We start from the raw sequence: 16,945 nt of genomic DNA on the forward strand, positions 1-16,945 counted from the left end.
TTAACGTGATGACTTAGCGTTCTGCGGCGATGATGACGATTTCAACCAGGCATGCCGGATTGGCCAGTTTCGCTTCCACCGTGGCGCGCGGCGGCGTGTGGCCTGATGCGACCCAGTCGTCCCACACTTCATTCATGCCGTCGAAATCCTTCATGTCGGCGATGTAGATCTGGCACGACAGGATGCACGTCTTGTCGCTGCCCGCTTCCATCAGCAAACGGTCGACGTGACCGAGCACTTCGCGCGTCTGGCCGACGATGCCTTGCGTGGTGTCTTCGGCGATCTGGCCGGCCAGATAGATGGTGTTGTTGTGTATCGCTACTTCGGAGAGGCGTTTGCCTACGTGCAGTCGTGTAATTTCCATGCTTTTACCTTCGGTTGTTTCAAAATCTGTACAGCGTTACTGATTATTATTTGCCCAGCAAAAACTTGCGGGCGATGGCGATCTGGTCGTCGTGGACGAAGGTGGGCGCATGGCCCACGCCGGCGATTTCCACCAGTTCCGCCTTCGGACCACGGCCCAGCATGCGCGTGGCCGTCTCGTGCGACAGCAGATCGGATTCCGATCCGCGCACCAGCAAGGTGGGGCAGCGCACGGCGTCATACGCGGCCCACAGCATGGCTTCGTCGCTGGCCGCCGATTCCGGCGTGGCCGAGCGGAACGGCATGGCCAGACCCATATCGTAGTGGCGGCGCCAGTGGCCGTCCTTGTCTTGCCGCAACACATCGACCGCCAGTTTATGCCATTCTGCGTCCGTGTGCGGGCCGAAGCTGGCGGACACGTCGCGCACAAACCTGGCGCCCTGCTCGAACGTTTCGAAACGCAGGTCCTGGCCGATGTAGTCGCCGATGCGCTGCAAGGCTTCCGGCGCCAGGGTCGGACCGATATCGTTCAGCACCAGCTTGCTGATCGGGCTGTTCGGCAACGATGCCAGGCCCAGGCCGATCAAGCCGCCCATCGAGGTGCCGAACCAGTCCACCGTCTGGCGCTCGCCGTTGGCCAGCACGCGCGCCAGCAGGGTCACCATGTCGCTCACATATTGCGGCACGCGGTAAAACTGCGGGTTGGCCAGCCAGCCCGAGCGCCCGCGCCCGACCACGTCGGGGCAGATCACGCGGTAATCGCTGGCCATGGCGCGCGCCAGGCTGTCGAAGTCGTCGGCCACGCGCGTCACGCCGTGCGCGCAGACGAGCACGTTCGGATTGTCCGCCGCGCCCCACTCCTTGTACGACATGGTGTGCAAGCCTGCGGGGGAGATACATTGCACTGACTTGATGCTCGCTTCGATCATGCGATTTCCTTATTCGATATAAAAAGAGCACCGCTTCCTGCCTGCCATGGGGTGTCCCGCGCGCGACGCTACGGCAGTGTAGCGCAGCGCGGGCAATGCTCCAAGCGCACGGCTGAAATGCTGCGCCGCAACACGTCCAGCATGGCGCAATACCCGATATAGCGAAAATGCATATCTGCGGTTATCCACAATTGAGCCAGCCCAGCAATGGGCGGATGATCGCAGCATCAACCCGCAAGAGGAGACCACTCGTGAAAAAACCATTCTATAAAATCCTGTACGTACAGGTGCTGTTCGCCATCGTGGCTGGCGTGCTGCTGGGGGTGTTCTACCCCTCGAACGCCGTCGACATGAAACCATTGGGCGACGGCTTTATCAAACTGATCAAGATGATCATCGCCCCGGTGATCTTCTGTACCGTGGTCTCCGGCATTGCCGGCATGCAGGACGTCAAGAAAATCGGCCGCGTCGGCGGCAAGGCGCTGCTGTACTTCGAAGTGGTCTCCACCTTCGCGCTGGCCATCGGCTTGCTGGTTGCTAACATCCTGAAACCGGGCGCCGGCTTCAACGCCGACCCGGCTCACCTGGACGCCAAGTCGATCGCGCAATACACGCACGCCGAAGGCATGAGCACCGTCGACTTCGTGATGAACATCATCCCGAAGACCTTCGTCGACGCCTTCGCCAAGGGCGACATCCTGCAAGTGCTGTTGATCGCCATCCTGTTCGGCTTCTCGCTGTCCCTGCTGGGCGAACGCGGCCGTCCCGTCACCAAGCTGATCGACGAGCTGTCGCATGCCATCTTCGGCATGGTCAACATCATCATGAAAGTCGCTCCGATCGGCGCGTTCGGCGCGATGGCCTTTACCATCGGTAAATATGGCCTGGCTTCGCTGATTCCGCTGGCGAAACTGATGGGTTCGTTCTACCTGACCTGCTTCCTGTTCGTCTTCGTCGTGCTGGGCCTGATCGCCAAGTACACGGGCTTCTCCATCGGCCGCTTCTTGCTGTACATCAAGGAAGAACTGCTGATCGTGCTGGGCACGAGCTCGTCGGAATCGGCGCTGCCGGCGCTGATGAAGAAACTCGAGCGCCTGGGCTGCTCGAAACCGGTGGTCGGCCTGGTCGTGCCTACCGGCTATTCGTTCAACCTGGATGGCACCAACATCTACATGACCATGGCGGCCCTGTTCGTGGCGCAAGCCACCAACACGGAACTGACCATCTGGCAGGAACTGACCATCCTCGGCGTGGCGATGCTGACCTCGAAAGGCGCCTCCGGCATCACGGGCGCCGGCTTCATCACCCTGGCGGCCACCCTGGCCGTGGTGCCGACCATCCCCGTGGCCGGCATGGCGCTGATCCTGGGCATCGACCGCTTCATGAGCGAATGCCGCGCGCTGACCAATTTCGTGGGCAATGGCGTGGCCACCATCGTCGTGTCGAAATGGGAAAAGGAACTGGACATGGACAAGCTGCATAGCGAACTGGCCCATCCGACCCATCCAACCGACGATGCCTATGTCGCCCCGAGCGTGAATATCGTCAAGTAAGCGAGACATCATCCTGAAAAGCCCCGCGGAGCGATCCGCGGGGCTTTTTGCATTGCGCGCAGCCTTCGCGCCATCATCAACAAATGGTAAATCATCCATCAATATTTCATTGGATGATCAATGAATGAAAAACCTTTACAGTACTGTCACCTGTTAGCCGCCAGGCTCGCGCATAATGACATTGCGTTAATGCAAGCCTGACACCGAAGCATCCACCTTTTGAATGGAGTCCCTCATGTCCCTCTCGCCCGCCTTCTACGCCACCTGGAGCCCACGCCTGCTGGGCCTGCTGCGCATCATCCTCGGCTTCCTCTTCCTGCAACACGGCACGGCAAAACTGTTCGGCGCGCCGCACGTGGCCATGTTCGACGGCTTGCAACTGCTGTCCGTGATGGGCGCGGCCGGCGTCATCGAACTCGTCGGCGGGGTCTTGCTGCTGGTGGGCCTGTTCACGCGCCCCGTCGCCTTCATCCTGTCGGGCCAGATGGCGGCCGCCTATTTCATGGCGCACGCGCCAGGCGGCTTTCTGCCCATCCTGAACGGCGGCGAAATGGCCGTCATGTACTGCTTCACCTTCCTGTACTTCGCGGCGGCGGGCGCCGGCGCCTATAGCCTGGACGGCTTGCGCGGCAAGGCCGGCGCATAAAAAAAAGGCGGACATCGCTGTCCGCCCTTTGATTCAAGCAACGAGCCGTTTATACGGCGGAGACGTCCAGTTCCGCGCCCGTGGCTGCCTGCACCTGTTCCTTGGTCACGCCCGGCGCCAGTTCCACCAGCTTCAAGCCGTTTTCCGTCACATCGATGACGCCCAGGTCGCTGATGATGACGTCGACCACGCCCACGCCCGTCAGCGGCAGGTCGCACTGTTTCAACAGCTTGTGCGACGTCGTGCCATCCTTGGCCGTGGCCACGTGTTCCATCAGCACGACGACTCTCTTGACGCCGGCGACGAGGTCCATCGCGCCGCCCATGCCCTTGACCATCTTGCCTGGAATCATCCAGTTCGCCAGGTCGCCCTTTTCCGACACTTGCATGGCGCCCAGGATGGCCAGGTTGATCTTGCCACCGCGGATCATGCCGAAGGAATCGGCCGAGCTGAAGTAGGCGGCGCCCGGCAAGGCCGTCACCGTCTGCTTGCCCGCGTTGATCAGGTCGGCATCGACCTCATCGTCCGTGGGGAACGGGCCGATGCCCAGCAAGCCGTTTTCCGACTGCAGGAATACCTCGATGTTCTCCGGCACATAGTTCGCCACCAAGGTCGGCAAGCCGATGCCCAGGTTCACATAAAAGCCATCCTGCAATTCTTTCGCCGCGCGCGCGGCCATCTCATCACGTGTCCAAGCCATCATAATCTCCGTATTCTTTTTTATGCTTCAGTGCGCACGGTGCGCTGCTCGATGCGTTTTTCCGGGTGCGCGTTGACCACGATGCGGTGCACGAAGATGCTCGGCGTATGCACCTGGTCCGGGTCGATCTCGCCCACTTCGACGAGTTTTTCCACTTCGACGATGGTGATCTTGCCGGCCATGGCCACGTTCGGGTTGAAATTGCGCGCCGTCTTGCGGTAAACCAAATTGCCGGCGCGGTCGGCCATGTAGGCTTTCACCAGCGCCACGTCGGCCACCAGGCTGCGTTCCATCACGTATTGCTCGCCGTCGAATTCGCGCAGTTCCTTGCCGTCCGCGACGATGGTGCCCACGCCCGTCTTGGTGAAGAAGGCGGGAATGCCGGCGCCGCCGGCGCGCAGTTTCTCGGCCAGGGTGCCTTGCGGCGTGAATTCCAGCTCCAGTTCGCCAGCCAGGTACTGGCGCGCGAATTCCTTGTTTTCTCCCACATAGGAGGCGATCATTTTCTTGATCTGCCGCGTAGTGAGCAACTGGCCCAGGCCGAAGCCGTCGACGCCGGCGTTGTTGGAAATGGCCGTCAGGCCCGTCACGCCCGAATCGCGCAAGGCGCCGATCAAGGCTTCGGGTATGCCGCACAGGCCAAAGCCGCCGACGGCGATGGTCTGGCCATCTTGGACGATACCGGCCAGCGCCGAGGCGGCGTCAGGATAAACTTTATTCATGGGTGTCCCTCTATCTTTTGTTAAGCTTAGCGCTGGAGTCCATGACTCAGGCAGCGACTCAGCATAAAATACGCGAGTGGAAAGTACAATACCGTAGAACTACCGGCGCCGTGCCGGCCATCCCCCTGTGAGAGTGATACGTATCAGATGAACGCCGCGTCAGCCATCGATTATGAAAGCATCTTCCTGCACGCGCCCGTGGGCATGTGCATGTCGGAAAACCGTATCATGCGCAGCTGCAACGAAGCGCTGGCGGCCATGTTCGGCTATGCGCGCGCCCAGCTGGACGACCAGTCGTTCGAAGTACTCTACCCCACGCACGACGAATTCCTGCGCACGGGTGACCGCATCATCCCCATCATGAACGCCAGGGGCCGCTATTCGGACGAGCGCATCATGCGCCGCAGCAATGGGGAATTGTTCTGGTGCCACGTCACGGGCCACGCCATGCTGCCGAACGAACCGCTGGGAGCGGGCATCTGGACGTTCGAGGACGTCAGCGAGAAGCGTCCCGTGACGGCGGAGCTGACCCCGCGCGAGCGCGAAATCGCCGCCCTGCTGGTGGAGGGCAAGACGAGCAAGGTCATCGCCCGCCAGATCGACCTCAGCCCCCGCACGGTGGAGATGCACCGTGCCAAGCTGATGCGCAAGTTCGCCGCATCGACTTCGTCCGAGCTGGTGCACAAGCTGGTGGGACTGCAGCTGCAGCGCTAGGGACGGGCTCAAAGCGAACAGCAAACGTTGCCCACAGGAAAAATACAAGTTATGATGAAGAGTCAGCAAACCCTGCCTCTCAGGCTTGCCTATTCAAGTCGTTCCAATGAAAAAAATTTCCGTTCCCTCGACCGCCATCCTCGATCAACTGTCTGGCCCCGTTTTCAATCCCGACATCTTCCGCAAGGCAGGCGTATTTATCATGCGCAATGCGATCCCTGCGGATGCGATTGAGCAATGGCAAGCAAGCTGGCTTGAATTCCAGGCAACGCAGCTGCAGGAAAGCCGCGATGTGAACCAGGCCAATCCTGTTGCACTATCAGAACAGTTGCCGCCACCACTGGCGACCATGTACCGGCACCCTGTTTTCGCGGAAACCATGCGGCCAGTACTGGGCGAGCATATCGCACTGTACAACCATCGCTTTGTCATCAAGGATCGCTTCAGCACGGGCAAGGTGTTCTTGCATCAAGACAGTTGCTACCATGTGGGCAACCTCAATAAATGCAGCCTGTTCGTGCCGCTCAGCAAGGCAAACCGCGACAATGGCGGCATGACATTCCATGTCGGCTCGCATCAACTCGGTTTTCTCGGCGATGCCGGTGAAATCAACCCGGAGAAATTCGACGTGCAGTGGCCCACGGTCACGCCGGAACTACAGCCGGGCGATTTTGTCATCATGCACAGTTCCCTGTGGCACGAATCCGGCCCGAACACCTCCGGCATCGACCGCATCCTGGCCGATACCATCGTGCAGGCGGCCGATGACCCCACGGGCAAGGAACTGCTGTGCGGTGAATGGCAGACGGACATCTTCTATTCGCCCGTGAACTACATCCGCTATTTCGTCAATTCGCGCGTCCTCAAAATTATCAAGTATGAAAAAGAGCGTGCCGAGGCCCTGCACACGGGGTATTGACGCGCCACCTGACCGCATTCCCCCCCTTCCCTCAATACCCTCTTTAAAGTTGACAATATGCCATCCACAAGTGCTCATGCATGCCCGATTTGCCATGGCCCGATGCAGGCGGTCACGAATGCCTCCTGTGCGATGCATGCCAGCCTGTTGCATCCAGCCACCGAGCTGGCACAATATCTGTGCCAGGATTGCGGGCATGGCCGGCTGACACACAGCATTCCCGCCGAGGTACTGTACAACTCGAATGTCGCCATTCCAACCGATCACTCGGCCGGAGACGTGCGCTTTGCCTTCATACAAAATGCGGCCGACTTGACGCAGGTCAATGGCACGATTGTGGAATTTGGCGGTGGCCCCGGCGAACTGGCTGAGCAGGCCCGGCAGGCGCTGGGGCGCCCGCGTGCGACCGTCATGGACTTTGTCGACCGCGTCGCCTTCCCCTCGCTTGATTTCATGAAAATGGATTTGAATGTGGATGGCGCCAGGATCGCGCAACGGCTGGAAGAGCAGTTGCATGACAAAAACCTGTTCCTGCTGTCCCACGTCGTCGAGCACCTGAACGATCCCCGCGCGCTGCTGCAGGAACTTCACCGCTTCAGCAACAGCCTGGTCTACATCGAAGTGCCCGATTTTGGCACGGCACATCCGGCCAGCACCCTCAAATTCTCATTGAATTGCCTGGAACACTACCACTATTTTACCGACCGCTCCCTGCTGGACATGGTGCACAAGGCGGGTTTCCGCGTCATTGCCTTCGAAACCCAGGGCGCGCCGCGCATGCCGGCCATACGCGTGCTGTGCACTCCCCGTCCACAGCTGAGCAATGCCGTACTGAACTACAACGACCATTTCGATGTCATTGCGGAGCGGCTGCGGCAAAAAATATTGTCCGCGCCAAAAGACCAGGAAATCTGGTGCTGGGGGCTGTCCGCATTCATGGCCGAAGCGCTGGACAAGCTGGGGGCCGAACGCCATCGCGTGAAAGGTATCCTGGATACTCGCTATCCGGGCGCGGACTTCCTGGGGATACCGGTCCAGCGCGAAGCTGCCGCACGGGCTGATGCAGCGCCGCCACAAAACATCTTGCTGGTGTGCGGCTCCACTTACTCGGCAGTACAGGCAATTATCCAGGCCAAAGCCCACGCGAGCTATCCGGACGCCGAGTTCTTTACCGTATCAATTGATTAAACAAGCAACTGCGATGGGCGGCTCAGGCAACGACGCCGCCCATCGCACGATCAGAAAGTGCTCATGCCGCCATCGGCGGAGATGATGGCGCCATTGATGAAATGCGAATCCTCGCCCGCCAGCAACAGCAGCAGGCCGTCGAGGTCTTCCGGCTTGCCCGGGCGTTTATTGGGCAGCATCTCGATCAATTTCTTGCCCTGCTCGGTGGCGAAATAATCTTCATTGATTTCCGTGGAAATGTAGCCGGGGCAGATGGCGTTGGTGTTGATGCCATACTTGCCCCACTCCACGGCCATGGCGCGCGTCATGTGCACCATGCCCGCCTTGCTCATGCAATACACGCCGATCTGCGGCAGCACCTGCAAGCCCGCCATCGAGGCGATGTTGATGATGCGGTGCTGTTTCTTCGGGTCGCCCTTGGCGCGCGCGATCATGCGCTTGGCCGTCTGCTGGGCCACGAAGAAGGAGCCGCGCAGGTTGGTGTCCATCACGAACGAGTAATCTTCGGGCGTGACGTCGACCAGGCGTTGCGTGGTGGAGACACCGGAATTGTTGACGAGGATGTCGATGGGGCCCGCTTCCGTTTCCGCATGCGCGATGGCCGACTTGATGCTGGCGAAGTCGGTCACGTCGAGCGACACCACGTGCGCGGCGCCGCCGTCCGCTTCGATTTCGGCGCGCAATTCCTTCAGGCGTTCGGTGCGGCGCGACGCCAGCACGACTTGCGCGCCGGCCTGGGCCAGCACTTTCGCAAAGCGCGCGCCGAGGCCGCTCGATGCGCCGGTAATCAGGGCAATCTTGCCCTCGAAATTGACTTCTATGCCCACGAGCTACTCCTGTTTTATTTTAGACAACACTTTACGCCGTGCCTATGGCAATCGGGCACATTCCCCCGCAGCGCACTCGAGCAAAAGTAAACGCCATCATTACACAAAATGGCCGGATTTAGATTGCGGCGAGGGGCAATGTCACGCAAAATGGCGCCAAAGTTGCAATCCTCGTCAAAAACAAGCACACTCGTGCTTAAATTTCCCCGATGATGCTTTATTCCCTATCCTTGCTACCTAATTGAGTGACTAACAATCGAGACCATGACACAGCCTAATAACTTAGTTGAACAGTACGGACCGCGCGAGACCATGGAGTATGACGTGGTGATCGTCGGCGGTGGCCCCGCAGGCTTGGCGGCGGCGATCCGCCTGAAGCAGCTGGCCGCTGAAAAGAACCAGGAAGTGTCCGTCTGCGTGCTGGAAAAAGGCGGCGAACTGGGCGCGCATATCCTGTCGGGCGCCATCATGGACCCGAAAGCGCTGACGGAACTGATTCCGAACTGGAAAGAACTGGGCGCGCCCCTGAACACCGAGGTGACGGAAGACCGTATCCTGTTCCTGACCGAAACGAAAGCCTATAAAACGCCAGGCTTCGCCGTGCCGGCCTGCTTTGAAAACCACGGCAACTACATCGTCTCCTTGGGCAATGTGGTGCGCTGGATGGGCCAGCAGGCGGAAAACCTGGGCGTGGAAATCTTCCCCGGCTTCCCTGCCGCGGAAATCCTCTACAACGATGGCGGTTCCGTGAAAGGCGTGGCGACCGGCAACATGGGCGTCAAGCGCGACGGCGAGCCGGGCCCGGACTTCCAGCTGGGCATGGAATTGCACGCCAAGTACACCCTGTTCGCCGAAGGCGCGCGCGGCCACCTGGGCAAGCAATTGATGGCCAAGTATGACTTGAACGCCGGCAAGGACCCGCAATCGTACGGCATCGGCATCAAGGAATTGTGGGAAATCGACCCGGCCCAGCACAAGCCGGGCCTGGTGATCCACTCGAGCGGCTGGCCTCTCGACACGAAAACCTATGGCGGCTCCTTCCTGTACCACCTGGAAAATAACCAGGTGATGGTCGGCTATGTCGTCGGCCTGAACTACGAAAACCCCTACCTGTCGCCGTACGAGGAATTCCAGCGCTACAAGACGCATCCGGAAATCCGCAAGTTCTTCGAAGGCGGCAAGCGCATCTCGTACGGCGCGCGGGCGATCGCGGCCGGCGGCCTGCAATCGTTGCCGAAACTGGTGTTCGCCGGCGGCGCGCTGATCGGCTGCGATGCGGGCTTCCTGAACATGAGCCGCATCAAGGGCAGCCACGCGGCCATCAAGAGCGGCATGCTGGCGGCGGACGCGGCCTTCGGCGCGCTGGGCGAACAGCGCCAGCACGACGAACTGACGAGCTACCCTGTCGCCTTCGAACAATCGTGGCTGCATGAAGAGCTGCACGTGGCGCGCAACGTCAAGCCCTGGCTGTCGAAAGGTTTGTACCTGGGCAGCCTGATGACGGGCATCGACCAGCTGATCTTCCGCGGCAAGGCGCCGTGGACCCTGCACCACTCGCATGGCGACCATGAATGCCTGAAACCGGCGGCCCAGTCGAAAAAGATCGTGTATCCGAAACCGGATGGCAAGCTGACCTTCGACAAGATGTCGTCCGTGTTCATTTCGAACACGAACCATGCGGAAGACCAGCCTATCCACCTGACGCTGAAGAACGCCAGCGTGCCCGTCGACGTCAACCTGGCCACGTATGCGGGTCCGGAAGCGCGTTACTGTCCCGCCGGCGTGTACGAATTCGTGAAAAACGACGACGGCGCCGAACGCCTGCAGATCAATGCGCAAAACTGCGTGCACTGCAAGACCTGCGACATCAAGGACCCGACGCAGAACATCGTGTGGGTGACACCGGAAGGCGGCGGCGGGCCGAACTATCCGAATATGTAAGCTCGGCCCCGATGCATGGCGGCCACGTCGCCAGCTGGCAGGAAGACAGCGCGCTCCCCCACGGTAGCGCGCTGTTTTTTATTAAAAACATCATATTCCTCCGCGCTTTGACCGGGCAGCAACACCAAGTTTGCATTACGACAGCGTTCCTGGATAAATTCCACCCGGAAAGTTTCTCAGAAGCACTTCAAGCAGTTACAATTCCCTCTGCTAATTATTTCGCCTTCCCCCCGCCCATGAACGCAAACGCCCTCCCAGCAGTTCCCCTCGACGCCGAATTGCAACAGGCAATTATCGAACACCAGGCTGGCCGTTATGCCGAGGCGGAAGAGCTTTACCTGGCGATTTTGCAGGTACAGCCGTATCACGCCATTGCCAACCACAATATGGGCTTGCTAGCGGGACAGGTCGGGCAATACCAGGCCGGCTTGCCGTATCTGCACAAGGCGCTATCCGTCAACCCCGATGAAGGTCAGTTCTGGCTGTCGTATGCGGATGGCTTGCTCAAGGCAGGCGAACGCGAACAGGCGCTGGAGATCGTCACGGCAGCCATCGCGCGCGGCCTCGACAACGAACAATCGCAGGGCTTGCGCAGCCGCATCGAAACGGCTATCGCAAGTACGCCGACAGCGCAGGAAACGCAGCACGTCATTGATCTGTATCAAGCCGGCCACCATGCCGAGCTGGAAGCGGCCAGCCACGTCCTGACGCAGCGCTACCCCGACTCGGACTTTGCCTGGAGCGTCCTGGGCACCGCCCTGCAATTACAGGGCAAGGATGCCTTCGAAGCCCTGCAAAAGACCGCGCAACTGGCACCCAACGATGCCGAAGCGCATGGCAACCTAGGCACCGCCTGGCAAGCACGGGGCATGTACGAGCAAGCGGTCGACAGCTATACGCAGGCACTGGAATTGAATCCGGACTTTGTCGAGGCGCATGGCAACCTGGCGGCGGCGCTGCAGGCGCAAGGCAAGCTGGAGCAGGCCGAACAGGCATACCGGCGAGCGCTGGCGCTGCGTCCCGACTACGCCAAAGGCCATTTCAATCTCGGCAATACTTTGCACGCGATGCAGCGCAGCGCCGAAGCTGTCGGCTGCTATCAGCGCGCGCTGGCCTTGCTGCCGGGCGACGCGGAGATCTATCTGAACCTGGGCAATGCCCAGCAAGAGCTGCAGCAATGGCAGGCGGCCATCGTCAGCTACCGGGCCGTGCTGCAACTGGCGCCGCAGACCACGGCGGCGCATGCCAATTTGGCCGCGGCGCTGCACGAGGCCGAAGACTACGCGGGCGCCGTGGCAAGCTACCGGCGCGCCATCGCATTGCATGGCGGCGACGCCAAGCTGCACAACAACCTGGGACGCGCCCTGCAGTCACTGGACCAGACGGAGGAAGCCATCGCCGCATATGCACAGGCGATCGCGCTCGATGGCGATTTCACCCAGGCGCTGAGCAATCTGGGTTTGCTTCAATGCAAACAAAAGAATTATGCGGCGGCGCTTGAGCACTGTGCTCGCGTACTGCAACTGCAGCCCGGAGATGCGCAAGCCAGTATCCAGCTCGCCATCGTCCATGGCGCGGCCGAGGACAAGGACAATGCGCTGAAGTATTTCCAGCAAGCCACCGAGTTGGCGCCCAACAGCACCGAGACACACAGGCAACTGGCGGACTACTACAACACCATCAAGCGTTTTGATGCGGCCGTTGCCGCCTACAACCGCGTGCTAGAACTGGATCCCGATAATAGCGAAGCGCATAACCATGTCGGCGTCGCACTGCAGGAGCTGAGGCGCTACGACGAAGCCAGTGCGGCCTATGCGCGGGCGCTCGAACTGGACCCGAAAAATATGTCGGCGCTGTGCAACCGGGGCTCGGCGCACCAGGCTCAGCAACAACTGGAGCAAGCCAGGCAGTCATACCTAGCGGCCCTCGACATCGACCCGCAATTCGCACGCGGTCACTTTGCGTTAGGCAATTGCTATGTGCTCATGAACGATAGACTGAAAGCGCTGGAATGCTACGAGCGGGTGCTGGAGCTCCAGCCCGACTATCGCGACGCCTACGTCAATATCAGTGCCACCTTGAGCAATATCGGCCGCATAGACGAAGCGCTTGCGGCCTGCCGCAAGGGTCTCGATCTCTGTCCGCTGTGGGAAACCCTGTTCAGCAACTACCTGTTCCTGCTGTCGCATAGCGCCGACATCGATGCCGAGACGCTGTTTGCCGAACACCGGCGCTTTAGCGATACGTTCGAGAAGCACATCGCCGAGACGCGCAGCGGGCATGAGAATACCCGCGATCCGCTGCGCACGCTGAAAGTCGGCTTTGTCTCGGGCGACCTGCATAACCATCCGATACCGCATTTCCTCATTCCCATACTGGAAAACCTCGTCGATGGCGTCAAGCTGTCACTGCATGCCTACCATAACAATGCGCAAAACGACGACGTTACGCAACGCCTGCGCGAACTGATTCCCCACTGGCGCCAAGTGGAGCACCTGTCCGACCCGGACCTGGCGCAGCTGATCCGCGACGATGGCATCGACATCCTGATCGACCTGTCCGGCCACACGGGCAAGAACCGCCTGCTGATGTTTGCCGCCAAGCCAGCGCCGCTCCAGGCGAGCTGGATCGGCTATCCGCTCACCACGGGCCTGGAAGCGATGGATTACTATCTGAGCGATCCATTCTTTTCGCCGCCCGGCAAATTCGACAGCCAGTTCACTGAAAAACTGCTGCTGCTACCTGCCTGCGCACCGTTTCTGCCATCGCAATATGCGCCCGGCATCGAGCCCGCGCCCGCGCTGAGCAATGGATACCTCACCTTCGGCAGCTTCAATCGTTTGAGCAAAATCAACCGGCAGGTAGTCGCGCGCTGGTCCAGGCTGCTGCGCGCACTGCCCGATTCCCGCATGCTGCTCGCCGCCATGCCCACGTCGGCGGCGCCGGCGCAGCTAAGGGACTGGTTCAACGAAGAAGGCATTGCGCCGGAGCGGCTCACCTTTGAAGGCCGCACCGGCATGAGCCAGTTCATGGCCATGCACCACCGCGTCGACCTGTGCCTCGACACCTTCCCGTATGGCGGCGGCACGACCACCTTCCACGCACTGTGGATGGGCGTGCCGACGCTCACCGTGGCAGGGCCGACGTTGCCCAGCTGCGCCGGCACGTCCATCCTGCGCCAGGTCGAGCTGGAAGAGTTCATCGCCACCGATGACGACGATTTCGTACGCAAGGGCGTGGCCATCGCGGCCAATCCCTTGCTGCTGGGCGCGTACCGCCTCAGCGTGCGGCACCGCTTGGAACGTTCGACCATGGGCAAGCCGAAACTGATCGCTGAAGGATTCGAGAACGCCATGCGCATCGCCTGGCAACGCTGGTGCGATGGTTTGCCACCAGTGTCGTTCGAAGCCCCCGTGGCCGTGCCCAACCCGCCGATCGGATTATGATGAGCAATCAACAAAACAAGCCGGTCTATGTGACCCAGCCCCTGCTGCCACCGCTGGAAGACTTCCTGCCGTATCTGCAGACGATTTGGGACAACAAGATCCTGACCAATGGTGGCCCCTTCCACCAGCAACTGGAACAGGCGCTGTGCGACTACCTGGGCGTCAAACACATCTGCCTGTTCGCCAATGGCACGCTGGCCTTGATGACGGCCTTGCAGGCGCTGCGCATCAACGGTGAAGTCATCACGACGCCGTATTCGTTTGTCGCCACCGCTCATTCATTGCTGTGGAATAACATCAAACCTGTCTTTGCCGACATCGAGCCGCACAGCCTGAATCTCGATCCGGGCAAAATCGAGGCAGCCATCACGCCGCAGACCACCGCCATCATGCCCGTGCACTGCTACGGCCGGCCGTGCGACATCGAAGCCATCGAGAAAATCGCCGACAACTACAACCTGAAGGTGATCTACGATGCGGCGCATGCGTTCGGCGTGCGCCACCGCGGCGGCAGCGTGCTCAATCACGGCGACCTGTCCGTCATCAGCTTTCACGCCACGAAGATCTTCAACACCTTCGAAGGTGGCGCCATCGTCTGCCCTGACGCCAAGACCAAGCAGCGCATCGACCACCTGAAAAACTTCGGCTTCGTCGATGAAGTCACGGTCGTGGCCGCCGGCATCAATGGCAAGATGAGCGAGATCAATGCCGCCTTCGGCTTGCTGCAGCTCAAGGGCATCGACGGCGCGCGCCAGAAGCGCAAGGCCATCGATGCACATTATCGCCAGCAGCTGGCCGGCATCGACGGCATCACCTGCGTGCAGCAAGGCGAAGGCGAGGCGGCCAACCACGCCTATTTCCCGATCCTGGTCGGCCCCGATTACCCGCTGTCGCGCGATGCCCTGTTCCAGCTGCTGCGCGACCAGGAAATCTACGCGCGCCGCTACTTTTACCCATTGATCAGCGACTTTCCGATGTACCGCGGGATGCCGTCTGCAGCGCATGGCAACCTGCCAGTGGCGCGACTGGCAGCATCGCAAGTGATCTGCCTGCCGATCTATCCGGACCTGGAGATGGCAAGCGTGGACGCCATTATTGCCATGATCGCCGCCCCCGCACGGGAACAAGAACTGATACGGAACGTCGCCTGATGAACATTTCCACCGAAACCAATTTTTCCGGTGTGACGGAAAACCATCCGTGGTCGGCCCAATTCACGGTACTGGGCTACGACGATGGCGCCATCAGCACCTTGCCCCACCAATTTTTCCGCGACTGGCTGGACCAGGAACCGACAAGCGGGCACTTCTACATCGGACGCGGCTCCGGTTTTGGCATCGGTTCGCTGGTGAAATACGACAGCGGGCGGCAAAGCCTGTGCGTGGGACGGTACGTGGCCGGTGGTTCACGCCTGCGCTTCCTGCTCAATGGCCAGCACGAGATGCGCACGATCTCGACATACATGCTGTCGATCCTCGGCGGCGGCTTGAAAAATGCGCCACAGCCGCAGTATGCCGATACGGTGATCAAGAACGATATCTGGATCGGCGACGAAGTGATGGTGCTGGGCGGCAGCGTGATCGAAAACGGCTGCGTCATCGGCGCCCGTTCGCTGTTGCCACCGAATTTCCGCTCAGAACCCTATGGAATTTATGCCGGCTCGCCGGCGCGCCTGATACGCTACCGTTTCACGGAAAAAGTGCGCGCCGCACTGCTGGAACTTGCCTGGTGGGAAATGCCACTGACCTGGGTACGCGACAACAATGCCATGTTCCTGGAAGATATGTGCACGGACGAGGCAAAGGCCCTGCTGATCATCGACATCCTGAAAAACAGCCGCCAGCAATGGGAACAAGCGCACGGCCAGGCATCCGCCTGAAGATAGCCAGCTTCGCCTTTCCATCCTGACGCCACCGACACCTGACCCAACGGCCACGCATGCAGAACCACGCCCAACTTACCGCCATCGCCTATCACCTGCCGCAGGCCACCTTGACCAACGACGCCCTAGCGCAGGAATTGGGTGAGTGGTCGGCGCAAAAGATTTTCGACAAGACCGGCATCGCCGAGCGGCATATCGCCGCAGCCGATGAAACGGCAAGCGACCTGGCCTTCCATGCGGCAGAAAAGCTGTTCAGCGAGCATGCTATCGAGCGCGACGGTATCGACTTCCTGATCCTGTGCACGCAGGCGCCCGACCATTTTCTGCCCAGCAGCGCCTGCGTCCTGCAGCAGCGCCTTCGCCTGCCCACCTCGTGCGGCGCACTGGACATCAACCTCGGCTGCTCTGGCTACGTGTATGCGCTGGCGATGGCCAAGGGCCTGATCGAAGCCGGCATCCGCAAGCAGGTGCTGATCCTGACGGCCGATACATATTCCAAGTTCATCAACCCGCGCGACCGCAGCGTGCGCACCCTATTTGGCGATGCGGCGGCGGCCAGCCTGGTGTCCGGCGGCGCAACGCAGCAGGGATTGGGGCCTTTCGTGCTGGGCACGGACGGCAGCGGCGCGAAGAATCTGATCGTCCCGGCCGGCGCCATGCGCCTGCCGCGCAGCGCGGCCACGGCGGTGGAAAGCGAAGATGCCTCGGGCAACTGGCGCAGCCAGGACGACCTGTTCATGGACGGCGCCGAGATCGTCCAGTTCACACTGGGCGCGGTGCCGCGTACAATGCAGGAATTGCTCGATGCCGCAGGAAAGACGCTGGATGATATCGACCACGTGATCTTCCATCAGGCAAATAAATTCATGCTCGACGCCTTGCGCCGCAAGATCCGCATCCCGGAAGCCAAATTCGTGATTGAAATCGATACCGTCGGCAATACCGTCTCCTCGACCATACCGATTGCCATCGCGCGGGCGCGCCAGTCGGGCCGCATCCGTCCTGGCGACACCGCCCTGCTGCTGGGCTTTGGCGTCGGCTATTCGTGGGGCGGCACCTTGGCGCATCTGTAGCGCTGCCAGGCCATCCATGGACGCCCCCCTGCTCACTGACCA

The 16,945-nt window shown here is 60.6% G+C and carries 15 protein-coding genes; 10 read left to right on the top strand and 5 right to left on the bottom strand.

The window, feature by feature from the left end; all coding sequences use genetic code 11:
* Positions 1-13: 13 nt before the first annotated feature.
* Positions 14-364: a RidA family protein gene (locus J0O65_RS23195; protein ID WP_070221557.1), complete on the bottom strand. Its 351-nt coding sequence runs from the start codon at positions 362-364 to the stop codon at positions 14-16.
* A gap of 46 nt (positions 365-410) precedes the next feature.
* The gene (locus tag J0O65_RS23200) at positions 411-1,292 is read right to left on the bottom strand and encodes an alpha/beta fold hydrolase (protein ID WP_215409557.1); all 882 of its coding nucleotides are present in this window, start codon (positions 1,290-1,292) and stop codon (positions 411-413) included.
* Between the two features lie 215 nt (positions 1,293-1,507).
* Between J0O65_RS23200 and J0O65_RS23205 the strand changes: the two genes are divergently transcribed.
* A complete protein-coding gene (locus J0O65_RS23205; RefSeq protein ID WP_251373930.1) occupies positions 1,508-2,845 on the top strand; it encodes a dicarboxylate/amino acid:cation symporter in 1,338 nt (445 codons plus the stop codon).
* 235 nt (positions 2,846-3,080) lie between these two features.
* Positions 3,081-3,491 (top strand): DoxX family protein, encoded by a 411-nt coding sequence (locus J0O65_RS23210; protein WP_215409559.1) that lies wholly within the window; start codon positions 3,081-3,083, stop codon positions 3,489-3,491.
* Positions 3,492-3,540: 49 nt separating this feature from the next.
* On the opposite strand, the gene J0O65_RS23215 is transcribed toward J0O65_RS23210, so the two are convergent.
* Positions 3,541-4,191, bottom strand: coding sequence for a CoA transferase subunit B (locus J0O65_RS23215; protein ID WP_077403229.1), 651 nt, complete (start codon positions 4,189-4,191; stop codon positions 3,541-3,543).
* Between the two features lie 20 nt (positions 4,192-4,211).
* Entirely contained in the window at positions 4,212-4,913 is a 702-nt protein-coding gene (locus tag J0O65_RS23220; RefSeq protein WP_215409560.1) for a CoA transferase subunit A, read from the bottom strand.
* 147 nt (positions 4,914-5,060) lie between these two features.
* Here J0O65_RS23220 and J0O65_RS23225 point away from each other — a divergent pair, with 147 nt between their 5' ends.
* From J0O65_RS23225 to J0O65_RS23235, 3 genes are all read left to right on the top strand, one after another.
* The gene (locus J0O65_RS23225) at positions 5,061-5,627 is read left to right on the top strand and encodes a LuxR C-terminal-related transcriptional regulator (protein ID WP_215409561.1); all 567 of its coding nucleotides are present in this window, start codon (positions 5,061-5,063) and stop codon (positions 5,625-5,627) included.
* A gap of 106 nt (positions 5,628-5,733) precedes the next feature.
* Complete coding sequence (locus J0O65_RS23230; RefSeq protein ID WP_215409562.1) at positions 5,734-6,546, top strand: phytanoyl-CoA dioxygenase family protein; 813 nt, start codon at positions 5,734-5,736, stop codon at positions 6,544-6,546.
* Positions 6,547-6,678: 132 nt separating this feature from the next.
* Positions 6,679-7,734, top strand: a complete 1,056-nt coding sequence (locus tag J0O65_RS23235) for a class I SAM-dependent methyltransferase (RefSeq protein WP_215409563.1) — start codon at positions 6,679-6,681, stop codon at positions 7,732-7,734.
* Between the two features lie 50 nt (positions 7,735-7,784).
* Here J0O65_RS23235 and J0O65_RS23240 read toward each other — a convergent pair whose 3' ends face one another.
* The gene (locus J0O65_RS23240; protein WP_034752351.1) at positions 7,785-8,561 is read right to left on the bottom strand and encodes an SDR family oxidoreductase; all 777 of its coding nucleotides are present in this window, start codon (positions 8,559-8,561) and stop codon (positions 7,785-7,787) included.
* A gap of 264 nt (positions 8,562-8,825) precedes the next feature.
* On the opposite strand from J0O65_RS23240, the gene J0O65_RS23245 reads away from it, so the two are divergent.
* The 5 genes from J0O65_RS23245 to J0O65_RS23265 all read left to right on the top strand — a co-directional run bounded on the left by J0O65_RS23245 (position 8,826) and on the right by J0O65_RS23265 (position 16,903).
* Positions 8,826-10,502, top strand: coding sequence for an electron transfer flavoprotein-ubiquinone oxidoreductase (locus J0O65_RS23245; protein WP_215409564.1), 1,677 nt, complete (start codon positions 8,826-8,828; stop codon positions 10,500-10,502).
* 278 nt (positions 10,503-10,780) lie between these two features.
* Complete coding sequence (locus tag J0O65_RS23250; protein ID WP_215409565.1) at positions 10,781-13,948, top strand: tetratricopeptide repeat protein; 3,168 nt, start codon at positions 10,781-10,783, stop codon at positions 13,946-13,948.
* A complete protein-coding gene (locus J0O65_RS23255) occupies positions 13,948-15,099 on the top strand; it encodes a DegT/DnrJ/EryC1/StrS family aminotransferase (protein ID WP_215409566.1) in 1,152 nt (383 codons plus the stop codon). Before J0O65_RS23250 ends, J0O65_RS23255 begins: the two co-directional genes overlap by 1 nt.
* The gene (locus J0O65_RS23260) at positions 15,099-15,827 is read left to right on the top strand and encodes an LbetaH domain-containing protein (RefSeq protein ID WP_215409567.1); all 729 of its coding nucleotides are present in this window, start codon (positions 15,099-15,101) and stop codon (positions 15,825-15,827) included. The genes J0O65_RS23255 and J0O65_RS23260 overlap by 1 nt, the downstream gene beginning before the upstream one ends.
* 59 nt (positions 15,828-15,886) lie before the next feature.
* Entirely contained in the window at positions 15,887-16,903 is a 1,017-nt protein-coding gene (locus J0O65_RS23265) for a 3-oxoacyl-ACP synthase III family protein (protein WP_215409568.1), read from the top strand.
* The last annotated feature ends 42 nt before the right edge of the window (positions 16,904-16,945 follow it).

It is taken from the genome of Janthinobacterium sp. JC611, from assembly GCF_018682595.1.
GTDB lineage: Bacteria > Pseudomonadota > Gammaproteobacteria > Burkholderiales > Burkholderiaceae_D > Janthinobacterium.

What these genes read in the sequence shown, in the direction of transcription:
- J0O65_RS23195 (WP_070221557.1), bottom strand. Translation starts at nt 364, where the DNA reads ATGGAAATTACACGACTGCACGTAGGCAAACGCCTCTCCGAAGTAGCG.
- J0O65_RS23200 (WP_215409557.1), bottom strand. Translation starts at nt 1,292, where the DNA reads ATGATCGAAGCGAGCATCAAGTCAGTGCAATGTATCTCCCCCGCAGGC.
- J0O65_RS23205 (WP_251373930.1), top strand. Translation starts at nt 1,508, where the DNA reads ATGATCGCAGCATCAACCCGCAAGAGGAGACCACTCGTGAAAAAACCA.
- J0O65_RS23210 (WP_215409559.1), top strand. Translation starts at nt 3,081, where the DNA reads ATGTCCCTCTCGCCCGCCTTCTACGCCACCTGGAGCCCACGCCTGCTG.
- J0O65_RS23215 (WP_077403229.1), bottom strand. Translation starts at nt 4,191, where the DNA reads ATGGCTTGGACACGTGATGAGATGGCCGCGCGCGCGGCGAAAGAATTG.
- J0O65_RS23220 (WP_215409560.1), bottom strand. Translation starts at nt 4,913, where the DNA reads ATGAATAAAGTTTATCCTGACGCCGCCTCGGCGCTGGCCGGTATCGTC.
- J0O65_RS23225 (WP_215409561.1), top strand. Translation starts at nt 5,061, where the DNA reads ATGAACGCCGCGTCAGCCATCGATTATGAAAGCATCTTCCTGCACGCG.
- J0O65_RS23230 (WP_215409562.1), top strand. Translation starts at nt 5,734, where the DNA reads ATGAAAAAAATTTCCGTTCCCTCGACCGCCATCCTCGATCAACTGTCT.
- J0O65_RS23235 (WP_215409563.1), top strand. Translation starts at nt 6,679, where the DNA reads ATGCATGCCAGCCTGTTGCATCCAGCCACCGAGCTGGCACAATATCTG.
- J0O65_RS23245 (WP_215409564.1), top strand. Translation starts at nt 8,826, where the DNA reads ATGACACAGCCTAATAACTTAGTTGAACAGTACGGACCGCGCGAGACC.
- J0O65_RS23255 (WP_215409566.1), top strand. Translation starts at nt 13,948, where the DNA reads ATGAGCAATCAACAAAACAAGCCGGTCTATGTGACCCAGCCCCTGCTG.
- J0O65_RS23260 (WP_215409567.1), top strand. Translation starts at nt 15,099, where the DNA reads ATGAACATTTCCACCGAAACCAATTTTTCCGGTGTGACGGAAAACCAT.
- J0O65_RS23265 (WP_215409568.1), top strand. Translation starts at nt 15,887, where the DNA reads ATGCAGAACCACGCCCAACTTACCGCCATCGCCTATCACCTGCCGCAG.